24 protein-coding genes and 2 tRNA genes are annotated in these 24,419 nt (G+C 33.4%); 10 read left to right on the top strand and 16 right to left on the bottom strand.

Annotated elements, in window-relative coordinates; all coding sequences use genetic code 11:
- Nucleotides 1–13 precede the first annotated feature (13 nt).
- On the bottom strand, nt 14–1,966 hold the full coding sequence (locus tag C1S72_RS13080) for an endonuclease (protein ID WP_104736185.1): 1,953 nt from the start codon (nt 1,964–1,966) through the stop codon (nt 14–16).
- A gap of 127 nt (nt 1,967–2,093) precedes the next feature.
- Here C1S72_RS13080 and C1S72_RS13075 point away from each other — a divergent pair, with 127 nt between their 5' ends.
- Both C1S72_RS13075 and C1S72_RS13070 read left to right on the top strand, forming a co-directional pair.
- Nucleotides 2,094–2,246 carry an SsrA-binding protein gene (locus C1S72_RS13075; protein WP_104736184.1) on the top strand — a complete coding sequence of 51 codons (153 nt, stop codon included), beginning with the start codon at nt 2,094–2,096 and terminating at the stop codon, nt 2,244–2,246.
- Between the two features lie 56 nt (nt 2,247–2,302).
- Nucleotides 2,303–2,376 (top strand) — tRNA-Arg (locus tag C1S72_RS13070).
- 124 nt (nt 2,377–2,500) lie between these two features.
- Here the strand turns inward: C1S72_RS13070 and C1S72_RS13065 are convergent.
- From C1S72_RS13065 to C1S72_RS13030, 8 genes are all read right to left on the bottom strand, one after another.
- Nucleotides 2,501–2,968: an SHOCT domain-containing protein gene (locus C1S72_RS13065; RefSeq protein WP_104736183.1), complete on the bottom strand. Its 468-nt coding sequence runs from the start codon at nt 2,966–2,968 to the stop codon at nt 2,501–2,503.
- 1 nt (nt 2,969) lies between these two features.
- Entirely contained in the window at nt 2,970–3,245 is a 276-nt protein-coding gene (locus C1S72_RS13060; protein ID WP_104736182.1) for an ATP-dependent Clp protease adaptor ClpS, read from the bottom strand.
- Between the two features lie 13 nt (nt 3,246–3,258).
- Complete coding sequence (prmA, locus tag C1S72_RS13055; RefSeq protein WP_104736352.1) at nt 3,259–4,095, bottom strand: 50S ribosomal protein L11 methyltransferase; 837 nt, start codon at nt 4,093–4,095, stop codon at nt 3,259–3,261.
- Between the two features lie 12 nt (nt 4,096–4,107).
- Nucleotides 4,108–4,857, bottom strand: a complete 750-nt coding sequence (tpiA, locus tag C1S72_RS13050; protein ID WP_104736181.1) for a triose-phosphate isomerase — start codon at nt 4,855–4,857, stop codon at nt 4,108–4,110.
- Nucleotides 4,854–5,345 (bottom strand): TlpA family protein disulfide reductase, encoded by a 492-nt coding sequence (locus C1S72_RS13045; RefSeq protein WP_162919987.1) that lies wholly within the window; start codon nt 5,343–5,345, stop codon nt 4,854–4,856. The genes tpiA and C1S72_RS13045 overlap by 4 nt, the downstream gene beginning before the upstream one ends.
- 16 nt (nt 5,346–5,361) lie before the next feature.
- Nucleotides 5,362–6,438 carry an ABC transporter permease gene (locus C1S72_RS13040; protein WP_104736180.1) on the bottom strand — a complete coding sequence of 359 codons (1,077 nt, stop codon included), beginning with the start codon at nt 6,436–6,438 and terminating at the stop codon, nt 5,362–5,364.
- A gap of 4 nt (nt 6,439–6,442) precedes the next feature.
- Nucleotides 6,443–7,537: a BT_3928 family protein gene (locus C1S72_RS13035; RefSeq protein WP_104736179.1), complete on the bottom strand. Its 1,095-nt coding sequence runs from the start codon at nt 7,535–7,537 to the stop codon at nt 6,443–6,445.
- A 105-nt stretch (nt 7,538–7,642) separates the two neighbouring features.
- Entirely contained in the window at nt 7,643–8,182 is a 540-nt protein-coding gene (locus tag C1S72_RS13030; protein ID WP_104736178.1) for a DUF1599 domain-containing protein, read from the bottom strand.
- Between the two features lie 106 nt (nt 8,183–8,288).
- Between C1S72_RS13030 and folP the strand changes: the two genes are divergently transcribed.
- The 4 genes from folP to C1S72_RS13010 are packed head-to-tail and all read left to right on the top strand — an operon-like array spanning nt 8,289 to nt 11,387.
- The gene (gene folP / locus C1S72_RS13025) at nt 8,289–9,113 is read left to right on the top strand and encodes a dihydropteroate synthase (protein WP_104736177.1); all 825 of its coding nucleotides are present in this window, start codon (nt 8,289–8,291) and stop codon (nt 9,111–9,113) included.
- Nucleotide 9,114: 1 nt separating this feature from the next.
- Nucleotides 9,115–9,759, top strand: a complete 645-nt coding sequence (locus C1S72_RS13020; RefSeq protein WP_104736176.1) for a hypothetical protein — start codon at nt 9,115–9,117, stop codon at nt 9,757–9,759.
- A gap of 35 nt (nt 9,760–9,794) precedes the next feature.
- Nucleotides 9,795–10,580, top strand: coding sequence for a diadenylate cyclase (locus C1S72_RS13015; protein WP_104736175.1), 786 nt, complete (start codon nt 9,795–9,797; stop codon nt 10,578–10,580).
- On the top strand, nt 10,581–11,387 hold the full coding sequence (locus C1S72_RS13010) for a DUF3667 domain-containing protein (protein WP_104736174.1): 807 nt from the start codon (nt 10,581–10,583) through the stop codon (nt 11,385–11,387).
- On the opposite strand, the gene C1S72_RS13005 is transcribed toward C1S72_RS13010, so the two are convergent.
- Both C1S72_RS13005 and truA read right to left on the bottom strand, forming a co-directional pair.
- Nucleotides 11,384–13,153, bottom strand: a complete 1,770-nt coding sequence (locus tag C1S72_RS13005; RefSeq protein WP_104736173.1) for an ABC transporter ATP-binding protein — start codon at nt 13,151–13,153, stop codon at nt 11,384–11,386. The two genes, C1S72_RS13010 and C1S72_RS13005, sit on opposite strands and share 4 nt — an antisense overlap.
- A complete protein-coding gene (gene truA / locus C1S72_RS13000; RefSeq protein ID WP_104736172.1) occupies nt 13,143–13,892 on the bottom strand; it encodes a tRNA pseudouridine(38-40) synthase TruA in 750 nt (249 codons plus the stop codon). The genes C1S72_RS13005 and truA overlap by 11 nt, the downstream gene beginning before the upstream one ends.
- A 102-nt stretch (nt 13,893–13,994) precedes the next feature.
- Here truA and C1S72_RS12995 point away from each other — a divergent pair, with 102 nt between their 5' ends.
- Nucleotides 13,995–14,486 carry a metallophosphoesterase family protein gene (locus tag C1S72_RS12995; protein ID WP_104736171.1) on the top strand — a complete coding sequence of 164 codons (492 nt, stop codon included), beginning with the start codon at nt 13,995–13,997 and terminating at the stop codon, nt 14,484–14,486.
- A 55-nt stretch (nt 14,487–14,541) separates the two neighbouring features.
- Here the strand turns inward: C1S72_RS12995 and C1S72_RS12990 are convergent, their stop codons facing one another.
- Nucleotides 14,542–14,952 (bottom strand): DUF4293 domain-containing protein, encoded by a 411-nt coding sequence (locus C1S72_RS12990; RefSeq protein WP_104736170.1) that lies wholly within the window; start codon nt 14,950–14,952, stop codon nt 14,542–14,544.
- 200 nt (nt 14,953–15,152) lie between these two features.
- Here C1S72_RS12990 and rho point away from each other — a divergent pair, with 200 nt between their 5' ends.
- Complete coding sequence (gene rho, locus C1S72_RS12985) at nt 15,153–16,784, top strand: transcription termination factor Rho (RefSeq protein ID WP_104736169.1); 1,632 nt, start codon at nt 15,153–15,155, stop codon at nt 16,782–16,784.
- Between the two features lie 143 nt (nt 16,785–16,927).
- On the opposite strand, the gene rpsT is transcribed toward rho, so the two are convergent.
- The 3 genes from rpsT to proS form a co-directional block, all read right to left on the bottom strand.
- Nucleotides 16,928–17,179, bottom strand: coding sequence for a 30S ribosomal protein S20 (gene rpsT / locus C1S72_RS12980; RefSeq protein WP_104736168.1), 252 nt, complete (start codon nt 17,177–17,179; stop codon nt 16,928–16,930).
- Between the two features lie 25 nt (nt 17,180–17,204).
- A tRNA-Glu gene (locus C1S72_RS12975) sits at nt 17,205–17,276 on the bottom strand.
- A gap of 149 nt (nt 17,277–17,425) precedes the next feature.
- The gene (gene proS / locus C1S72_RS12970; RefSeq protein ID WP_104736167.1) at nt 17,426–18,904 is read right to left on the bottom strand and encodes a proline--tRNA ligase; all 1,479 of its coding nucleotides are present in this window, start codon (nt 18,902–18,904) and stop codon (nt 17,426–17,428) included.
- A 100-nt stretch (nt 18,905–19,004) separates the two neighbouring features.
- Here proS and C1S72_RS12965 point away from each other — a divergent pair, with 100 nt between their 5' ends.
- Nucleotides 19,005–20,012 carry a hypothetical protein gene (locus C1S72_RS12965; protein WP_104736166.1) on the top strand — a complete coding sequence of 336 codons (1,008 nt, stop codon included), beginning with the start codon at nt 19,005–19,007 and terminating at the stop codon, nt 20,010–20,012.
- Nucleotides 20,013–20,027: 15 nt separating this feature from the next.
- Nucleotides 20,028–21,551, top strand: coding sequence for an OmpP1/FadL family transporter (locus C1S72_RS12960; RefSeq protein WP_104736165.1), 1,524 nt, complete (start codon nt 20,028–20,030; stop codon nt 21,549–21,551).
- Nucleotides 21,552–21,639: 88 nt separating this feature from the next.
- On the opposite strand, the gene C1S72_RS12955 is transcribed toward C1S72_RS12960, so the two are convergent.
- On the bottom strand, nt 21,640–24,419 hold a 2,780-nt coding region (locus C1S72_RS12955), incomplete at its 5' end, for a T9SS type B sorting domain-containing protein (protein WP_162919986.1).

Below are 24,419 nucleotides of genomic sequence, written 5' to 3'. Positions count from 1 at the left end.
TTTGTTTTTTTTACTATTTTATTATTAGCTTTCTAACTATTGACCTATCCTCAAATTGAACTTTAAAAAGATATAAACCACTCTGCAGATTCAAATTAATATTTGAAGTATTTGGCTCAACTTTTTCAGATTGTAATATTTTACCATCCAATGATATGACCGATATTTCAGCTTGTTGTTCCAATCCTTTAATATAAATCCTATCAGTTGCTGGATTCGGATAAATTACTATCTCTCTCAACTGGCTTTCATCAACACTTAAAGGTTGATCCCAAGTTTCACCTATCATATTTCCCCAAATATACTCAACCAATTCAGGCTGATCTATAAAAGGGTTTCTATTAAATTGCCAGTTATAAACAACATTATTCCTATTCATTTCAAAATCGTCAGGCGGATCGTTTCTATGCCAGTCTAATAACGTAGCTAAATCTCCAAACTGGCCAACTATACCATCAGGAAATCCGTTAACAATTTCTAAACCATTATAACGCACAGCCAAATAAAATACGCTTCGTGCTACATCACCTTTAAAACCACCGAGTGTTCCGGTTGGGCCATTATACTCACCATAAAACTGATTACCACGACTACTATTTTCGGGCCCATCAACAGCTCGTAAGGCGTGTGCATCAGAATTTCCATGTCTCAATGAATCGGCTTTGGTTTCCCAATACACATCAATACCATCAGCTATTTCATCTTCTTCAATACTAAAATATCCAGCTCTTGAACGCGGAAACGTATGCTCTCTATTCCATTTTCCTGTGTTTACAGATGTTGTTTGAAAATCTAATTTAGCACGACCTTCTTCTAAATATACCAACCACACTTGATTACTGTTTTCTGGATTTTGATCGGCTTCTTTTAAAATATCAATACAGTCATTATAGGTCTGAGCTCTAACTGTTGCTGGATCGGCTATGATATCTTGTAATGCTTGTTTTAAATTGTTATCAGCCAATCCATCCAAACTATCATAATAGCCATTTGGTTGTGTAGAGGACACCACACCATAGGTAGGATTTATAGGTGTACCAAAATCGGCCATCGTAAAATCGTTATCAACAACACGTAACTTTAAAAAATTATTATTAGGAATATACGGCCACTGCAAATCTGTAAATCTCACAAGTGGTTCTTCGTCTCCCTCGTCTAAATCATCATCAATTAAAGCAAGTGGAATTGAAACTATAATATCTCCTTCAGGAATGGTTAAAGTTGTTGGCCCTGCATAATCTGAAGAATTAAATCCAGAATTATCTAATGAAAAACTAAATTCTAAATCTGCTGTAACATTTTCCTGTGCTGTAAATATCAAAGTAATTATTTCATCTTCATTGTATTGCGTTTGAGAAGTTGATATAGTAATAGCATTAAAAGCCTCTCCACTACCATCATTTAAAGCTCTTGGTGTTGGTGCAGCAACAGTGTAAGTACCGTCATTATTTCGCTGAATGGAATTGGTATTGTTTCCCGAGCCTTCATTAATTTGTTCAGATACACCCAATAACGCCATCAATTCTGTGTCATCAGCATCGGAAGTGTCATATACCAAGGCATCAATAAGGTTAGTTTGCGTTGCCAAAGTACCTTCTGGAAAATCAAAATCACTACCAAGATATACTGCTACAGCATCTGCCCCATTTTGAATCACATTCGCGCTAATTAATAGTTGTGGAAATGGCTCAACAGCATCACTTCCAATCAACAACAAACCATTAGGATCCGTTTGATAACCATCTAAATCAATAGTCATGTAACTTGAATCTGCACCCGAATCAGAACCATTAAAAAACACCACTACATAGCCATCAAGTGAAAGGTTTGGTGTATCTGATTTTAGTTCAACAAACTCTTTGTCATCTATTCCTGGTGTATCACAATCTAGTTCATTAATAACAATTTGAGCGATTGATTGCTGCACAATAAAAAGCATCATAGCAGCATAAAAAGTATGTTTCATTATAGGAGAATTTTAACAAATGTAATCATCTGCTTGCCAATAATTTGTTTTCCAGTTTAATAAATCATTATTTTTAACATTCAGTCTAGTATTAAAATGCTTATATATTTGCATTACAATCCGTAATATGAAAAAACAATTCTTTAAATTTTTAGCAAAAGTAAACAAGGTCGTATTACCAAGTTATACTAAACAACGTTTGGATTTAAGCAAAGCCACTAAATTACAGATGGCTATTTTTGGGTGGAAATTATATGTTACCAAAAATGCTTTAGATTAATTTAAAAATATTTGGCAAATTATCTAAAAAAGGAATATATTTGCACCCACAAAAAAGGCCATGTGGCGCAACTGAATAGCGCACTTGATTACGGCTCAAGAGGTTGCAGGTTTGAATCCTGCCATGGTCACGAAAATAGTATAATTAGAAAAAACGCATAAGGAAACTTGTGCGTTTTTGTATTTTAGAATACTTCAAGAATATATATTCAGAGATTTAATTTTCAACTTAAACAATAATTATCAAATCGAAAGTCAATTATCAGAATTTAATATTTTCTGCTTTTCAATTTCATACTCCTCTTTTGTTATTGTTCCATTATCAAGAAAGTCTTTTATCGTCTTTAACAATTCATACTTATTAGCGAGGTCTCTTTTAGCTAGACTTCTATTATATTGTAAGATTATTTCTTTATTCCTGATTGCATCATCTATATTTACTATAAACTCTTTTCGATAAATAATAAATTTAAAATTAACAGGTTTGTTTATTGTGTCAATTGACTTAATCACAATTTCTTTATCAATAAAATTTTTATTTGAAATATTCTTTTCTCTATCAGCATCCCTAAAAATTGCTTTCCAACCTAAATGACTCAAAGGACTCCCAATTCTTAAAGTATCACCAATATTGAAGATTATACCTGAATCCGTTTTATAAGATACTTGAGCTCCACAAATTAATGGAAATATAAAAACAACAAACAAATTAAATAACTTCATATCAAACAATCTCCGCACTCAAACCTGCTTCTAATAACATGGAGCAACGCGGTTTTAAATCTTTATAAATTCCTGTTTTCACGGTGCATTTTCCTTTGTAATGTACAATAATTGAGCACTGCTCGGCTTGTTCAGGTGTGTGGTCACAGGCATAGATTAATGTTTCAATAACATGATCAAAGGTATTAACATCATCATTATACAAAACAATTTCATTCTGTTTTAAAACGTCTTCTTTTAACGAGACATCTTCCAAAGTTTTTTCATGCGTACTCATGGCAATTTTTCAACTAATTTATAAATTTTAAGGCAACCCAATGGTTTTTTTCAATAGTTTCAACGTGAGATAAGCCTAATTTATTACATGATTCTTCAATTATTGAAATATCATCTTTGTAAAATCCGCTTAAAAACATAATAGCACTATCATTCAAACAATTGACATAGGTGCTTAAATCATTAAGCAGAATATTACGGTTGATGTTGGCAATAATCACATCATAGTGTTTGTCATTTAACAAACTAGCATCTCCTTCATATACGTGAACAAGTTCACAGTTATTTCGCTCTACATTTTCCAAGCTATTTATATAGCACCAATTATCAATATCTATTGCATCAACGTTTGCAGCACCTTTCATTTCGGCCAAAATAGCCAAAACACCTGTACCACAACCCATATCTAAAACAGACTTATTATTGAAATCTGTTTTCAAAATATGTTCAATCATCATATGGGTAGTTTCATGATGTCCTGTTCCAAAACTCATTTTTGGTTCAATGATAATATCATATTTTGTTTTAGTTTTTTCATGAAAAGGTGCACGAACAGTCACCAAATCATTAACTACTATTGGTGTAAAACTGCGCTCCCACTCAACGTTCCAATTAATTTGTTCAATCTCTTTAAACTCGTAAGAAATTTTAAACTCGTTGGAATTCAATATTTGAATATCATCTAAAATAGACTCATGCCATTCATCTTTTTGAATGTATGCGGTAACACCCATATCAGTTTCCACAAAACTTTCAAAACCTGCATAACCTAATTCGGCAATTAAAATCTCAACGCCAGACTGTAATGGCGTAACTTTAAAATCGTAACCAATATATATGGTATTAGACATATCTTGAATCAACTAAAATGCATTAACTATCGCAAAAAAATCTTCGGCTTTTAATGACGCTCCACCAATGAGACCACCATCAACATCTGGTTTCGAAAAAATCTCTTTAGCGTTATTTGGTTTTACACTACCACCATATAATATGGATACTGAATTTGCTGTGTCCTGTCCATATTTGTTGGCCAATACTTTTCTAATAAAAGCATGCATATCTTGTGCTTGTTGAGGACTAGCTGTTTCACCCGTACCAATTGCCCAAACGGGTTCATACGCCAAAACAATATTCTCAAATGCTGAAGCATCTAAATGAAATAAGGCTTTTTCTATTTGTTCTTGTACAATCACTTCGTGATTTCCAGCCTTTCTATCGGCCAACTCTTCGCCAAAGCAAAAAATCACGGACATATCATGGTTTAATGCTGTATCAACTTTCTTTGCTAAAGCTTCATCTGTTTCATTATAGTAAGCACGACGCTCACTATGTCCTAAAATAACTGTTTGAATGCCAATACTTTTTAACATTCCAGCGTTTATTTCGCCAGTATATGCACCATTTTCAGCATAGTGCATGTTTTGAGCAACTACTTCTATTGGATATTGTCTTGTAGCCTCAAAAGCGTGCCATAAGTTGGTAAATGCAGGTGCAATCATCACTTCGGCATCTGATGTTTTAATTTGTTGCTTTAATTCTGATATTAAGGTTTCTGTTTGAATTAATCCATTATTCATTTTCCAGTTACCAGCTACTATCTTTTTTCTCATTGTAATGCTTTTTTAATATTATCATCAGTTAATTTTACCGATTTAAATAATTTTATTTTTCCCTCTTTGTCAATCACCATATATCTCGGAATCCAATCCAAATCTAAAAATTCACCAAAATCACCTTTCCATCCAGACTGCATAAAATAGTGTTCCCCAATTATCTGATGTTTTTTAATACCCTTTTTCCATCTTTTGATGTCCTTATCTAAAGATAAGAAAAGAAATACCACATCTTGATGTTCCTTTTGAATTGTTTTTAATTGAGGTAGTCCTTCAATACAATCACGACACCAAGATGCCCAAACATCAACAAAAACCATTTGTCCTTCATAAGATGACAACAGCTTTTTGAATGCAATACTTTCACCATTCAAATTAACAAAAGTGTCATTGAGAGCTTCTTCTGTAAAACTTGTAGGTGTTTCTTGAGCTTGACAACTTAATATCAAAAACGTGATAGCTATACAAGCTAATTTTTTTATCATAACCATAATTTATATTCTAATCCAATTTCACTTTTGGATCGAGCCATGTGTAAATAACATCAACAAAAATATTGATAATTATAAAAATGATAGCTATTACTAAAACTGAACCCATAATTACAGGTAAATCCAACATATTAAGTGCATTCACAATTTCCTTACCCAAGCCATTCCACCCAAAAATGTATTCAACAAAAACGGCTCCTGCAAGCATGGAAGCAAACCAACCGGATATTGCCGTCACAACAGGATTCATAGCGTTTTTAACAGCATGGCTTTTAATAATTTGATATTCGTTCAATCCTTTTGCTCTTGCTGTGCGAATATAATCTTGACTCATGACTTCCAATAAGGAGTTACGCATAAGTTGAATAACTACCGCCAAGGGTCTAATTCCTAAAACAATGGCAGGAAGTATTAAATTTTTCCATTTTATGTGCACAGATTCACCAAAGTCATCAAGTTCATACAGGCTTCCCGTCATTTCAAGATTGGTGTATTTATGCAATACAAAACCAAATAGCCATGCAAACAAAATAGCACTAAAAAAGGACGGAACACTCATACCAACTGTACTAATAATTTGAATAAATTTATCCAACCACGTGTCTTTATAAATGGCTGAAATAACACCAAAAACTAATCCTAAAATGATTGCAATAACAATGGCTGAAACTGCCAAAACAAACGTATTAGGAAGCGTTTCGCCAATGACTTCAGAAACTTTTTTACCTTGTTTTGTAAATGACTCTCTTAAATACGGATACTTTATAGCTGTAGTGGTTTTACCAACAGTAAATAGTTTTGAAAAAGTATATTTATCATCCTTTAAATGCGTATAAGATTCAGGATTTGTGTTATGAAATGATACTGGTGATAAATCATTTAAATAATAAAAGTACTGCGTCAGTTTTGGCTTATCAAAGCCATACTTTTTACGCACAGCTTCAACCTGTTCAGCAGATTGATTTTGACCCAACATCATTTTAGCAGGATCACCAGGCAAGACATTAAATAACAGAAAAATAACTGTGATTACTCCAAGTAATGTGAGTAAAGCATATAATAGTTTATTTAGAAAATAGCTTATCAAATATTTATAATTCTATATCATCTATATCATTCCAATGTACTTTTTGCTTGACTGTCCCTTTGTGTAATTTTACAATTCCTGGACTAGCCCTAACAACCGTTTTTAATGCTTTTTCATCACATAAGTAAAAATCAAAATTCAAATTGTGAGTAGATTTGAACTGCAATTTCTCGTCAGTTCCTGAAGCTGTCAAACCAATTACGGTATAACCTTTTTTCATAGCCTTTTCTGAAAATGTTTTTAATTTGGTAACACCATCAGGTTCTGCAGTTGCTAGATTATACATAATTATCATAATAAGTTTTTCTTCATTTAAAAACTTATCAGTTAAATCTTCAGTATCTGTTTCTATTGAAAAATCCTTTACAGGTGGATCATAACCTTCATCAATAACTTTTGTATCAACACCAACGTATTCACCATCAACTGTAGGGTATGAACCATTAGTAGTTATGACCTTTTCTTCACCATTGACATTGAACTTCCAATAATATTCAATAACAGGTTTGGGAGCGTCTTCAGGAATAATCATCCCTTCCTGAATGTTAGCACCAACCTTATAAGCCCTGAAATCTTTTGCAGGTAAATGCATTAAAACATGATAACCAAACCATAAACTGCCAATAAAACTCAAAAGCGCAACAACTGTTACTCCAAGTGAGCTAAAGATTGGCTTAATATATTTTATACCAAAAAATATTATTAAAATAAGTGCGAGCAGAACAATATCTTTAGTAAAACTCTCCCATGGTGTGAGTTTAAGTGCATCTCCAAAACAGCCACAGTCTTTTACTTTATCAAAATATGCTGAATAAAACGTTAGAAATGTAAAAAAGACTATCATGCCTAATAAACTCCAAATAGTAAATTTAGGTTTATAACCAATAAGCAGAAAAACACCAAGAATAACTTCAAATACTACTACAAAAACAGATATGATGAGTGCATAAGGTTCTAAAAAAGGAATATTCAAGACTTCAGCACTGAAATACTCTTGCAATTTATATGAAAACCCTAAAGGATCGTTCAACTTTATAAGTCCTGAAATAATAAATAAAACACCTACTAAAATTCTACAGATTTGTACTATAAATTTCATAATATTCTGTCATTCCTGCGAAAGCAGGAATCTATTTTTAATTAACTTTTTTATTTGGGCTCCCACCATCGCAGGAATAACTACTCATATTTTTAATTTTTCAATCTATTCATTATTAAGATGAATCATTGCAAAAACAGCATAATTTATCATATCCTGATAATTAGCATCAATGCCTTCACTAACTAATGTCTTCCCTTTATTATCCTCGATTTGTTTTACACGTAATAATTTTTGTAAAATTAAATCGGTTAGAGAACTAACACGCATATCTCGCCATGCTTCGCCATAGTCATGATTTTTATCTAACATCAACTGTTTGGTAAGGGTAATTTTGTCATCATAAAGTTGCGTGGCTTCATCGGTAGATAAGTCCGGTTGTTCAACAACACCTTTTTCTAATTGAATAAGTGCCATGATACAATAATTAATAATACCAATAAACTCACTTACCTCATCTTCATCAACTTTTCTAACCTCGTTTTGCTGCAAACTTCTAATGCGTTGTGCTTTTATAAAAATTTGATCTGTAAGTGATGGTAAACGTAAAATACGCCAAGCGCTACCATAATCCGACATTTTTTTGATAAACAAACTTCTACAGGTTTCAATTACGGCATCGTATTGTTTTGAGGTATCTTGCATGAATTAATATGAATTTTGCGTAAATTTCGCATAAATAAATTTAAAGTTCAAAGTTTCAGGTTTAAAGTTTTCAATAGTTAAACCAACAACCACTAATACGGTATCAATGACCATAAATTGCAAAGGCAAACTTATTGATCTATCCATCCCAAAAGTTATGGGTATTTTAAATCTTACTCCAGATTCCTTTTATGACGGTGGTAAATACAAAAACAGTAGCGAAATTCTATCTCAAGTTTATATGATGTTAAAAAATGGAGCTACATTCATTGATGTTGGTGCGTACAGCTCAAGACCAGGTGCTGTTGACATTTCAATTGATGAAGAACAAAACCGACTTTTACCAATCGTTGAATTAATAATTAGGGAATTCCCAGAGGCTTTACTGTCTATTGATACCTTTAGAAGTCAAGTAGCTAAGTTATGTATTGAAGCAGGCGCAGCAATAATAAACGATATAAGTGCTGGTAAATTAGATGGTAAGATGATGTCCTTAATTGCCAAACTTCACGTTCCTTACATCATGATGCACATGAAAGGAACGCCACAAACTATGACATCAGAAACACAATATGATAATCTCATTGAAGATATTTTATTTTACTTTTCAGAACGTTTAGCCGAAGCCAGAAAACGTGGTATAATTGATATAATTATTGATCCAGGGTTTGGATTTGCAAAAACCAGAGAGCAAAATTTCAACCTACTAAATCATTTGGAATTATTTTATAGCCTAGAGAGACCTTTGCTTGTTGGTTTATCACGAAAATCAATGATATACAAAACATTGAACTCAACACCCAACGAAGCTCTTAATGGCACCAGTGTTCTAAATACCATAGCACTTCAAAAAAATGCCCAAATTCTACGTGTACATGATGTAAAAGAAGCTGTAGAATGTGTTGAACTTTTAAATCACTTACAAAATTAATATGCGAATTTTACTTTTTTTTCTTTTGGTTGTTTTCATGTCTTGTTGTTCTGAAAAAACAATTGAGTTACCTGAAATAAAACAAGCTACAATTACTGAAGTCATTGATGTATCTGCTGCATATCTGTTTTATGATGAAACCAAGCCTGACAGTATAGAACTTAACCGTAAAAACTTAATCAGCACTACAAATTGGTTAGTGAATGTGGACAAACGTTTGACCTTAAACCAAGCTGTTCCTAAAATCAAATTTATACAAGAGAAAAAGCGTAATTCAAGTCATAAAAATGAGGCTGCAAAAAATTATTTCACTTGCCACGACTTAAGTCAAAACAATCTAGGTTTTATAGAATTTACAGATGTTCATTACTATCTGGATGAAAAACCAAATGCTGAAATAGAAATTATTATTGAAGCCCTTGATAAAATAACTATTAAAAAAAATAACGATGTTGATATATTTTTTAAGACTAATTTTAAAACTCTAGAAAAAGATTTGGCATCAATTTATCCACTTGAAACTATATCTGTTACACTTTCCTTTAAAAGGTCAATGACATTCCAGCAGTATATTACAATAAAATCTAAATTAGACGAATTAGATTACTCCAAAATTCTTGTTGACACTAACGAATTTATTTATTAAGCTTATTTTGTTAAATTTACCAAAACACCTAGCCTTTGGAAATTTTTGATGACCTATTAAAATTTACCGTTGTAGACGTTATTGATGTCATTTTAGTGGCACTCCTATTATATTATGTTTACAAACTTGTCAAAGGCACTGTAGCTATAAATATATTTATTGGTATTGTTATAATCTATTTCATTTACCTTATTACTGAAACGCTTCAAATGAAAATGTTAAGCAAAATCCTGGGAGGTTTTATGAGCGTGGGATTAATTGCTCTGATTGTTGTTTTCCAGCAAGAAATTCGAAAATTTTTATTGATGGTTGGTTCTACAAATTTTAGTAAGCGTGGAAAATTCTTCAAACAGCTAAAATTTCTTAAAACTGAAGTCGAGACTGAAACAGATATTACCGCCATTGTAAATGCCTGCAATAAAATGGGTTCTTCTAGAACTGGTGCACTCATTGTATTTGAACACAATAACAACCTTGATTTTTTAACTACCACTGGCGATGAAATGAATATAAAGGTAACTCAACCCATAATTGAAAGTATCTTTTTTAAGAATAGCCCATTGCATGATGGAGCCATAATTATTGAAAATAATATTGTAAAAGCCACACGCGTCATACTACCAGTAAATAATGAAAAAACATTGCCTCAACGCTTTGGATTAAGACACCGAGCAGCAGTTGGAATAACAGAAAAAACCGATGCATTGGCTTTAGTAGTTAGCGAAGAAACTGGACAGATATCTTACTTTAAAGATGGTGAGTTTATTATGTTTAAGGACACTGAAGATTTGATTAACATCATTAAAAAAGATTTAGCTTAAATGCTATGTAAAAATTGCCAAACCAAATTGGAGCCCACTGATGATTTCTGCAAATCATGTGGTGGTAAAATTATACGAAACCGATTGACATTAAAGAACTTGTTTCAGCATTTTAGTGAACAGTTTTTAAATTATGACAATAGATTTTTACAAACATTCGTCAGCCTATTCACAAAACCTGATGATGTCATTGACGGCTATATCAATGGTGTTAGAAAAAAGTATGTAAATGTTATTAGTTATTTCGCAATAGCACTAACCGTTTCTGGTTTACAATTATTGATACTTGACAAGTTTTTTCCCGAAACTATGGATCTTTCGGCTATGGCTACGAGCAATGCAGGTCCAGATAGCAATGAAATGATGAGTTTTATTCGGGAGTATCAATCACTACTTATGATGGTTAATGTACCTATGTATGCTCTGGTTTCTTATTTTGTTTTTTATACTTTAAAGAAATACAACTATACAGAGCATTTGGTTATTTTTATGTATGTACTATCCCAACTCACATTTGTAGGTACATTTATTTCAATTACATCAGCATTTTTTGGACTATCACTAGCGCACTCATCTATGATTTTAAGTCCAATACAAGTTTTATATTCAATGTACTGTTTAAAAAGACTTTATAAGCTGAGTATAAAAGGCCTAATCTTAAGAACTCTATTGTTTTTCGGTATTATTGTAGTGGGCTTTATATTAATAATGGTTACAGTTGCCGTATTAGCAATTATGTTCAAAGATTCAGACTTCATGCAATCCATTATTGAAGCACAAAAAGCAGGTCAAGAAGTTAAAAATTAAGCAACTTCTTCTTTAACAAACTGTACTTCGTATAAATTCTTATAGTACCCGTTTTGTTTTTGAAGTAATTCTTCATGTGTACCTTCTTCTACAATCATTCCAGCATCCATAACCACAATCTTGTCGGCTTTTTTTACGGTTGCCAATCTATGTGCAATGATGATTGACGTTCTTCCTTTTGTAATCTTATCTGTAGCATTTTGAATAAGCTGTTCTGAATAAGAATCAACAGAAGATGTGGCTTCATCTAATACCAATATACTTGGGTTGGTTACATAAGCTCTCAAAAATGATATTAATTGACGTTGACCTGAAGAAAGCATAACACCACGTTCTTTTACATTGTAGTGATACCCATTAGGTAAACTCATAATAAAATTATGTATTCCAATATCTTTAGCTGCTTGAATAACTTCCTTTTCTGTTATACTAGAATCATTAAGAGTAATATTATTTAAAATAGTATCTGCAAATAAAAAGACATCTTGAAGAACTACAGCAATTTGACTTCGAAGGGAGGCTAACGTCATGTCTTTTATATTAGTATTATCAATTAAAATAGCACCTTCATTGATATCATAAAAACGGTTCAACAAATTAATTATCGTAGATTTTCCAGCACCTGTTGCACCTACTATGGCTATAGTTTCTCCAGCTTTAACCTGTAAAGAAACCCCTTTAAGAACTTCTTCATCTAAAACATAACTAAAATGTACATTATTAAATTTAATATTCCCTTTAAAATTTGTTGCAACCTTTGTTCCAGTATCATCAATTTGTGACGTAGTTTCAAGTACTTTAAATACTCTAGTGGCAGCAACCATACCCATTTGTAGCGTGTTGAATTTATCGGCAATTTGGCGTAATGGTCTGAACAACATTGGAATCATCATGATGAAAGCCGTTAAATCTCCTAATGATGCTGTTTGACCTATAACCGTATTAAGTCCTCCATACCACGCAATAAGACCAATTGTTATTGAAGATGATAATTCAGCAATTGGAAAAAATATGGAGTTATACCAAACCGTTTTTAACCAACCTTGTTTATGTCTTTCATTTATTTCTTTAAACTTTTTGTATTCAGTTTGTTCTCTTGTAAACAATTGTAAAATCTTCATGCCAGTTACGCGCTCTTGAACAAAAGAATTAAGATTAGATACTTCAGTCCTAACTTCTTCAAAAGCTTTCTTCATATACTTTTGAAATAATCTCGTTGCATATAGAACCAAAGGCAGCATAAGAAATACAATAATACTCAACTCCCAATTCATATAAATCATAACGCCAGAAACCACCAACATGGTAAGCAAATCACGAAATATCATAAACAAGCCTTGGCCAAAGATATCAGCTATACGTTCCATATCGGTCACAGCTCGAGTAATTAAGACTCCAACGGATGAGTTGTTATAATATTTCATTTTAAAGCCTAACATGTGATTGAATAGCTTAATACGTATATCCTTAACTACAGTTTGCCCCAACCATCCAGCATAATAAATAAATAGTAGTTGACAGATGACTTCAGCCAACAGCATACCACCCATTAACATTATATATGGCAAAAACCCTTCAAAAGTTTTGGTGGCTATGTTATTGTCAATAGCCAGTTGAAGAATATAAGGTCTTGCTGCACTCAAAATTGCCAATAAAATTACAGCGAACAATACAGCCACAAATACTAATTTGTATGGCTTTATGAACTGTAATAACTTATTAAACAGTTTGGTGTCAAGAATTTTATTTTGTTGTTTATCTGTCATTAGTTATCGCTTCTGGATATTGAATTTTAGTAAGATACAAACCATGCGCAGGCACAGAATAACCTGCTTCACTTCTATTTTTTGAGGCTATTATAGCTTGTAAATCTTCAACAGTTATTTTTTCTAAACCTACGTTAATCAATGTGCCAACTATAGCACGAACCATATTTCGTAAAAACCGATCGGCTGTAATAGTAAAATGTAACTCATTACCAATTTGTTGCCAATTTGCATTTTGAATATCGCAATAATACGTTTTTACATCAGTATGGGTTTTCGAAAAGCATTGAAAATCTTTATGACCCAATAGCTCTTTTGCCGCTTGATTCATTAGATTAATATTTAAATGCTTTTTCAAATAATAAGCTGAATCAAAGTTAAAAGCATCTTTCTCCAGCGCTAAACGATATAAATACGATCGGCTTGTAGCATTAAATCGTGCATGAGCATCAGGCTTTACTTCAAAAATAGCATGAACAGCAATATCCTTTGGCAAAAACGCATTCAGCTTATACTTTAAATCTTCTCTTTCTATTTTTTCATCTAAATCAAAATGCGCAAACATTTGTTTAGCATGAACACCAGCATCGGTTCTACCTGCTCCAACAATCTTTATTTCTGTATTAAGCAATTTACTAATAGCGTTTTCAATAACTTCCTGCACTGAAATTGCGTTAGGCTGGTTTTGCCAACCATGATAAGCTTTACCGTTATATGAAAGTTCTAAAAAATACCGCAAGAAAGTCTATTTTTGTAAACGACAAAGATAAAACTTTATCCTACTTTAAATTTCAATAAAACGTTAATAAAAATTAGGTTTCCAAATTCATTGAAAATAACTATGAAAAAAATCCTTTTAATGTCTGACACACATAGCTACATGGATGACACCATTCTAAAACATGTAAAACAAGCTGATGAAGTCTGGCATGCAGGTGATATAGGTGATTTAAAAGTAACCGATAGTATTAAGTCATTAAAACCTTTAAAAGCTGTTTATGGAAATATTGATGATGAAAAGGCACGATTGGAGTTTCCTTTAGACAACCGCTTTGTTTGTGAAGGCGTTGATGTCTGGATAACGCATATTGGTGGATATCCAAATAGATACAATGTACGCATTCGTGAAAGTATTAAAGAAAATCCACCGCAATTATTTATTTCAGGTCACTCCCATATTTTAAAAGTCATGCCTGACAAAAAACTAAACCTACTGCATATGAATCCGGGAGCTATTGGCAAACATGGCTTTCATAAGGCCCGAACCATGCTGCGTTTCACCCTTGATAATGGAAAAATTGAAAATTTAGAGGTCATTGAGTATAAAAAATAAAAAAGCCCAAGATCTTCACCTTGGGCTTACGCACTAATATACTAAGATGATAGGTTTACCGTAATCGATCTACAGATTTTACGAGATCTTCATCCTTCTTAATGGCTTTATTGGCTAATGCCAAAAACACGATAGAAACGATAGGAAGAAAAATCCCAATACCTTTCTCAGAAACTACTGTTTCTCCAGATAAATTTAGAGATTGATACACAAATAATCCTAGTAAAATAAAGTTTAATATGATGTTAAGTCGTCCCAACATAAACTGCGACTTCCTATTTTTAAATCTTGATATTGACAAAATCGAAAAAAATGCTGAAACCAAAAATAAGGCAAATACATAATTAATATCATCAGCAAACACTTTTTCACCTTCTGGGTTGGTCCATAATTCAAACACATAAATTAATCCTGCTGAAACTGCAGCAGCCATTAATAAATATAGTGTTTGAATCCTTTGAAGCATTAATTTTTTGATTTATCGAGCACAAAAATAATAGTTTCTTTTTTAAAATAAGCCGAAAAAAATAAAAATAAAGTTGTATAATTGCAGTAATGATTTGCAAAGTTCACAGTTGCAAGTTGTTAATTCTTCAAAATAAGATCAATTTTTCTTCGGAATAATTCAACTTAAAATAATTAATCAAAACATTCAATTAAACATCAATGTTTGAAATAGCACAATTAAAAGACATGAAGCTTCCTGAATTACAGGAAATTGCTAAAAAACTGAACGTTTCAAAATACCGTTCTTTAAAAAAATTAGATTTAGTATATCAAATTCTAGATCATCAAGCAGCTAATCCTAAAGCTGTAAAAGAGGTTGTAGCTTCCGAAAAATCTTCTGATAATTCAAGTGACAATTCGAATAAAAAGCCTGCTCAAAAACGTCCTAGACAACGCGTCCAAAAGGAAAATCAGGATACTAATTCAAAACCTGAAAATAATCCTGAAGCAAAGGAAAAATCAAATCAAGATTCAAATAAACCACATTCAAAACAACATGTGGCTCCAAAAAAAGAATCTGTAAAAAATAATCCTAAAGACGACAGAAAAGACGATAGAAAGAAAGATAATAACCAAACACGCTCCAAAAGAGATAATAATAAAAACAAGAATAATTCACAAGGCAACAACGGAAATAAGGACACTCGAAATCGCTATCGTGAACCTGATTTTGAGTTTGATGCTATTATTCAAAGTGAAGGTGTATTAGACATCATGCAAGATGGCTATGGATTTTTAAGATCTTCAGACTACAATTACTTATCGTCTCCTGATGATATTTATGTATCGCAATCACAAATCCGTTTGTTTGGATTAAAAACAGGTGATACTGTATTAGGACAAGTAAGACCTCCTAAAGAAGGTGAGAAATATTTCCCTTTAATTAAAGTGAGTAAAATAAATGGTCAAAAACCAGAAGTTGTTAGAGACCGTGTTTCATTTGAACACTTAACTCCATTATTCCCAAAAGAAAAGTTTAACCTTGCCGAAAGACAAAGTACTATTTCAACTAGAATCATGGATTTGTTCTCACCTATAGGAAAAGGACAACGTGGTATGATTGTTTCACAACCTAAAACTGGTAAAACTATGCTACTAAAAGATGTAGCAAATGCTATTGCCGCAAATCATCCAGAAGTTTATCAAATGATTCTATTAATTGATGAACGTCCTGAAGAAGTAACCGATATGCAGCGAAATGTTCGTGGTGAAGTTATTGCTTCAACTTTTGATAAGGAGGCACATGAGCACGTTAAAATTGCTAATATTGTTTTAGAAAAAGCAAAACGACTTGTTGAATGTGGCCACGATGTCGTTATTCTACTAGATTCTATAACCCGTTTAGCGAGAGCTTATAATACAGTTCAACCAGCTTCAGGAAAAATATTATCTGGTGGTGTTGATGCTAATGCTTTACACAAACCTAAACGATTCTTTGGAGCAGCTCGTAACATTGAAAATGGAGGTTCGTTAACCATTATTGCTACTGCTTTAACAGAAACAGGCTCTAAAATGGATGAAGTGATTTTTGAGGAATTTAAAGGAACTGGTAATATGGAATTACAATTAGATCGTAAGATTTCTAATCGTAGAATATTCCCAGCTATTGATTTAACATCCTCAAGTACACGTCGTGATGATCTATTATTAGATGAAAACACGATTCAACGTATGTGGGTTATGCGTAAATATTTAGCAGATATGAATCCTGTTGAAGCTATGGAATTCATAAACGATCGCTTCAAACAAACCAGAAATAATGAAGAGTTTTTAATTTCTATGAATGGTTAAAAATCCAATCATATTATTATAAAAATTAAGAGCCTTGACAAATGTCAAGGCTTTTTTATGACTAAAAAAATAGTAATAACATTATAAACAAAAAAGCCTCTCAATTGAGAAGCTTAATTATATAATGTTATTGGCTTTACTTATTAAAGTGCAGCTACATGCTTTGCTAAACCAGATTTAAGGTTAGCAGCTTTATTATCATGAATGATATTTTTCTTCGCTAATTTATCAATCATAGAAGATACAGAAACTAATAATTCTTCAGCTTCTTTCTTATTCGTAGTTTCACGCAATTTTTTAATTGCATTACGAGTAGTTTTGTGCTTATATCTGTTTCTTAAGCGCTTTGCTTCGTTACTTCTAATTCTCTTTAAAGCTGACTTATGATTTGCCATTTGTTTCTTTTCTTATTAAAAATTGTAGCCCGTAGGGGAATCGAACCCCTCTTACCAGGATGAAAACCTGGCGTCCTAGCCGATAGACGAACGGGCCATTTGGTTTTGAGTGCGCAAATATAAATTTAAAAATCTAAACTTGCAATACTTTTCAAATAACTCTCAATGTTTCCATTGCGGATGCAAAAATACAACTATTTTTAAATGTTGCAATAACTATATAATCTTTTTTTAAAAAAATTTAAATTAATACGCTTTTGCAAACAAAACTCGCTGTTTTGAAGGGTTTCCTGAATAAACACAGGTTCCAGATTCTAGCTTATTATCCATTGGAATACAACGAATTGTAGCTTTAGTCAATTCTTTTATTTTAGTTTCCGTAGCTTCAGTACCATCCCAATGCGCTGAAATAAAACCACCTTTAGTTCCCAAAACTTCTTTAAAAGTATCAAAATCATCAACTTCAGTTATGTGCTCATCTCTAAAATTAAGTGCTTTTTTATAAAGCGTATTTTGAATTTCACTCATTAAGCCTATTACTTTAGAAGTCAACCCATCAATTGCTATGACTTCTTTCGTTAAAGTATCTCTCCTTGCCAGTTCTACAGTACCATTTTCAAGGTCTTTTGGGCCTATTGCTATTCTCAATGGTACACCTTGTAATTCATGTTGAGCAAATTTAGCACCAGGACGCAACGTGTCTCTATCATCATATTTAACGCTTATACCCTTTGATCGTAATTCTTCAACTATTACGTTTACCAAACTTGTAATGGCCTCAAGTTGCTCTTCGGACTTATAAATAGGTACAATAACAACTTGATTGGGAGCTAAATTTGGAGGAAGCACTAAACCGTGGTCGTCACTATGAGTCATTATTAATGCTCCCATTAATCTGGTTGAAACACCCCATGATGTTGCCCAAACGTATTCTTGCGTACCTTCCTTATTAGCAAATTTAACATCAAAAGCTTTAGCAAAATTCTGACCTAAAAAATGTGATGTACCAGCCTGAAGCGCTTTACCATCCTGCATTAAAGCTTCAATACAATAAGTTTCAACCGCTCCGGCAAATCGTTCACTTTCTGTTTTCAAACCTTTTATAACTGGAATAGCCATAAAATTCTCAACAAAAGTAGCATAAACATTATTCATAAGTTCAGCTTCTTTAATAGCTTCAGATTTAGTTGCATGTGCTGTATGTCCTTCTTGCCATAAAAATTCGGCTGTTCTCAAAAACAATCTCGTACGCATTTCCCATCTAACCACATTTGCCCATTGATTTACCAATATTGGCAAATCTCTATAAGATTGAATCCACCCCTTGTAAGTGTTCCATATAATAGCTTCACTAGTAGGTCTAACAATTAACTCCTCTTCTAGTTTAGCTTCTGGATCAACCCTCAATTTACCTGCTCTATCTGGATCATTTTGGAGTCTATAATGCGTAACAATAGCACATTCTTTCGCAAAACCTTCAGCATTCTTTTCTTCTGCTTCAAATAAACTTTTAGGAACAAAAAGAGGGAAATAGGCATTTTGATGACCAGTTTCCTTAAACATTCTATCTAATTCGGCTTGAATCTTTTCCCAAATTGCAAAGCCGTATGGCTTGATAACCATACATCCTCTAACTGCAGAATATTCCGCTAAATCAGCTTTAACGACCAATTCGTTGTACCATTTTGAGTAATCATCTGCTCTACTTGTAAGTTTTTTGTTCATATACAGGGTTTTGGCATAAATATTGTGACTATGTTAAATATAAAAATAGTTCAGCAAAACTAACTATTTTTGGTATGTTCAACAATAAAATTCGCTGGTTATGTATTATAAAAACTACTTTTCTCAAAAAATGCCATTAATGCTAATAGGGATTCTCCTTATATTGACATCTTGTGGTACCTATCAAAACGTTCCCGATAATGACGGCATCTACGGAACTACTGACACCTCTGTTGAACAAACTCAAGATTATGCAGTTGCATCCAATTCAAATTCAAGTAGCTCATACTATAAAAATTATTTTAGTGAAAAATCTGATGATTATGATTACATAACTGAAGAGGAGGTTTTTACTGATGTTGATGAATATGGAAACGAATACGTTACAGAAAACGACTCAACTCAAGTGGATTATAATCAATATGCTGGTTGGGGTCAAGAAAATAGCAATGTAACGGTTAATGTTTATGATACTGGCTGGGGTTGGAACGCTGGTTGGGGCTGGGGATATCCTGGCTATGGCTGGGGCTGGAATGCTGGTTGGGGTTGGAGTATTGGCTGGGGCTGGAATGCTGGTTGGGGTTGGGGATACCCTGGATACGGTTGGGCCTATTGTCCACCCTATTATGGTGGCGGTTACTACAATCCTTATTATAGAAATAATATATCATATACCAATGGCAGACGCGGAAGTGCTTATTTAGGAAGAGCTGGTAGATATGCAAATAATAACAACTCTTATTATGGACGATATAATGTGGGAAGACGCAGCAATACAACTAGCTATAACTCTGGAAGACCACGAGGCGATTACAATTCAACTGGTAAACCAAGGGTTCGTTCCACTACAAGACCTAATGCCGATGCTACAGGCAATTCAGTAGGTAAACCAAGAACTCGAACCACAACAAAATCAACTAGAACAAGAACACGTTCTAACAACAGTACACCAAGGGTAAGAACTACAAGACCAACAACAAGAAATAATAATTCCTCTCCATCTAGAAGTTATTCCTCACCTTCAAGAAGCTATTCTTCCCCTTCTAGAGGAAGTTCAGGCGGAGGAGGCAGAAGCTCTGGTGGCCGAGGCGGAAGAGGAGGTTTTTAATTAAAAAAAATGTTTATGAAAAAAGAATATTTGCTAGCTATATGCTTGTTATCTATGGCTGTAGCTAATGCTCAAGACATTACTGATGCCTTAAGGTATTCAAGTGACGAAATTCAAGGTACAGCAAGATTTAGAGGCTTAAGTGGTGCCTTTGGAGCTTTAGGAGGTGACATGAGTGCCGTTAATATTAATCCTGCTGGGTCAGCAGTTTTTAACACCAGTCATATTTCCTTGTCACTTTCAAACATGCAAACCAAGAATGAAACACAATTCTATAATGGTCTAGCCAGTTCAAAAAATAGAACCATTGACTTAAATCAAACTGGAGCTGCTTTTATTTTCAACAATCGAAATACTAATTCCTCTTGGAAAAAATTTGCAATTAGTGTCGCCTATGACAAAATCCAAGATTATGACAATAATTGGTATGCTATTGGCACCAACCCAAATAATTCAATTGATCAATATTTTTTGCGTTATGCTAACGGTTTGAGACTAGATGAAATTTCAGCTTTACCTGGTGAAACTTATTCGGAAGCTTATTCAGAAATAGGTAGCTTATATGGTTATGGAAATCAACAAGGTTTTTTAGGATATGAATCTTTTATTTTAGAACCCGTAGATAATACTGATGACAACACACAATATACATCAAACATTGGTAGTGGTGATTATTACCAAGAATATAGTTATGCATCAACCGGTTACAATGGCAAGTTCACTGTAAACGCTGCAACACAATTTGGAGACCGTGTGTATATGGGGCTAAATTTAAATTCTCATTTTATCAATTTTGAAAAATCCACTTTTCTTTTTGAAAGAAATAACAATCAAGGATCAACGGTAAGTCAAGTTCAATTTGAAAACAATTTATTTACAACTGGTTCAGGTTTTTCCTTTCAACTCGGGACTATTGTAAAAATAACGGAGCAATTGCGAGCTGGATTTGCTTTCAATTCACCAACTTGGTTTAATATCAATGAAGAGACCTCACAATATTTAAGAACCATTGTTGATGATAATGGTGATAACGCTTCAATAACTATTAACCCGAGAGTGATAAACATCTATCCAACTTATAGATTACAAACTCCTGGAAGAATATCTGGTAGTCTAGCTTATGTTATTGGAAAATATGGTCTAATCAGTTTTGACTACTCGTTGAAAGATTATAGCAACACAAAATTCAAACCAACTTCTGACTTATATTTCAGAGAACAGAATGATATTATAAATAATAACCTAACAAGTGCTTCTACATTTAGAATAGGTGGTGAAGCAAAAATAAATCAGTTTAGTATAAGAGGCGGCTATCGTTTTGAAGAAAGCCCTTATAAGGATGGAACAACAGTAGGCGATTTAACCGGTTACTCTGTTGGTCTTGGATATAATTTTGGTAATGTAATAAAACTAGATGTTACTTTTGACCAAGCCAATCAATCAAATAACACCCAGCTATACAATGTTGGTTTAACTGATGCCGCTAATATTGATGCTAGAAATTCTAATTTAACTTTTACATTAAGCTTTAATATGTAAATTGTATTAAAAGATATTTTAAGAAAAAAACCAGAACAATAATGTTCTGGTTTTTTTGGTTTCATTTATAAACTGAACGTACTAAAAGTTATCTTTTTAATGTGAAATGTGCTTGAAATTGTTTCATAGCATCATCCGACGGCTCTCTATAATCAACCGTAAACCAATAGTCACTTGATGGTAAAGGGTATCCATTAAGGGTTCCATCCCAACCTGGACTTGATGGACTCAATTGCTTTAATAACTTACCATATCTGTCAAAGATGTAAATTTTAGCATCCATTTGTCCACTAATACCTGAAATTTGCCATGTATCATTGTCACCATCGTTATTAGGTGTAAAAAATAGTGGATAATCCATTACTAGGACAATATCACTAGCAATACCACAACCATAAATATCTCTTACTTGTATAAAATGTTCACCTGGAGTAACATTTGTAAAGGTATAAATATTCGTATTAGGGTCATTGCTTACCCATGGACCATTATCAATACTAAATTCGTATTGAGCAGCACCATTTCCAGTAGCGGTTACCTGAATGACATTATTGTCAGCAAATGCTTCCGTAGTCACAACTGCATCAACAGTTGGAGGAGAACTTTCCTCTACAGTAACAGGAATTACATTAAAACACATGGTATCAATATCCGTAATAGTCACCGTATGGATTCCTGCTTGAGTAGCCGTATAACTTGAGTCAATACTAACCACTGTACCATTTGGGTCTTGCCATTCAAAAGTATAATCACTAGTGCTCAAACCAGTATCAATAGTTGGTGAGCCAACAACTTCAGTGCCATTAGTATTTACACATATTGTATAAAGCTCATCTGGCGTAAACATTGGAACAGGATTAACAATTAAATCAAAAGTTACAATAGTATAGCAACCTGTACCATCATCATTAGGATCTGAAGGATCACCTGTATTTGTTACACGAACATAAATTGTTTGAGGCGTTGTTGAATTGGTATAGGTTGTTGTATTTGAAATCGTGTTTTCACCAGACTCTGCATCTGCCATAGATTCATGGTAAGTAACGGTTTCATCAAAATCATTCAGCATCAAACCTTCATTTTGAGTTAAATCAAATTCTTCTTGCAAATCACCTGGATTATTATCATCACAAGTAATCATATTTGGTAAAACATCATTAGGTGTTGGCAGTGTATTAACTACTAAAGTCAAAGTGGTCATCGAAGAACAATTACCTCCACTGGTAGTTTCGGTAAGAGTAACAAAAATCGTTTGCGGATTATGTGGTAATCCTCCTATTGATGTATTTTGATAAGATGTATAATTTGATATTGGGTTATTTGGAATATCTGCAATGGTTTCGAAATAATCAACATTTAAAGTTACATCGCCACCAGTGTAATTATCATTTTGAAATGTTAAATCAAAAATAGCAAATCCATCATTATTATTTGAATCATCACAAATCTCATAGATACTATCTTGAGCCTCGGATGGAATGACTGGCAAAGGATTTACAATCAAATCAAATTGACCAACTTTAATACAGCCATTAAGTCCCTCTAACCTCACAAAAATAGTGGTATCGCCAGAAATATAATTTGATAATTGTGGTTCAATTATAGGGTTCACACCTGGAGTAGCTTCTGCATCAGCTTGCGTTTCATGGTAAGTCAATATAAAATCTGATGGATTCTGTGTCCCATAAATTTCAGCATCCATGGTATTTAAATTAAAAGAAGCCATACCATCAAAATCATCATCGCAAATAACATAAGGATCAATTGACGTTGGCATTTCAGGCGTCGGCTCAACTATGAGCTGTAATTCTACAATTGTAGGACAGTCATCATTCGTACCATAATCAACACGAACATAAATTATTTGACCAGCGACATTCGACAAGTTGTCTCCTTGTGGATTAACATCATCTTGAGCATTCTGAAGTGTTAGATGGAACGACACATCTAACGTAGCATCACTAGCTAGAATTTCATCTCTAGTGGTGGATAAATCAAAATCACCCAAATTATCATTATCAGGGTCGCAATACGTCAGTGGTGTTAATGGATTCACCGTTGGTCCATTGGTTACGTTTAGGACTAATGTGGTAGTACCATAGCAACCTGTATTAACATCTTCAACTCTAACAACTAAAATTTCACCATCTGTTCCTATGTAAGCCGTATCTGAAGGTGATACTTCAGGAGATCCATTTTGAGCATCAATCAAGTTATTGTGGTAAGTAACTACATAATCTGAATTACTTGACGTTATTTCATCATTTTTAACAGTTAAATCCATTTCTGTCATGCCATCTGATACATCATCATCGCAAACTACTAATGGCGAAGGATCAACAATTGAAGGCGTTGGTAAAACGGTTACAGCTTGTGTAGAACTGCCACTACATGTTCCAGTGATTGCATACTCTACAGTGTAAGTTGTTCCTGCTACACCACCTGTTACTGTTCCAGATGTTGGGTCTATGGAAGCTCCATCTGTTGGAACTGGGTTAAAAGTAAATGTTCCACCTGCATCACCTGTTATAGTCGCAGTACCTCCATCACAAGTAGCTGTCATCGTAAAACTCGCATCAGCCGTTGTGAGTACGGTAATTGATTGAGTACTTGAATTTGAACAAGTTCCATTAGTTGTATACTCTATTGTATATGTTGCCCCTGGAGTTCCGCCTGTTACTGTTCCAGATGTTGAATCTATCGAGGCACTATCTGTTGGAACGGGATTAAAAGTAAATGTTCCACCTGCATCACCTGTTATAGTCGCAGTACCTCCATCACAAGTCGCTGTCATCGTAAAACTCGCATCATCCTCTGGTAATACCGTTACTGGTTGCGTGCTTGAATCTGGACATGTGCCTGCTGTAT

The organism is Hanstruepera ponticola (assembly GCF_002940745.1).
In the GTDB taxonomy this organism is placed as follows: Bacteria; Bacteroidota; Bacteroidia; order Flavobacteriales; family Flavobacteriaceae; genus Hanstruepera; species Hanstruepera ponticola.
The sequence above is the reverse complement of the archived record's forward strand: the minus strand, read 5'-3'. Positions and strand labels throughout refer to the sequence as shown.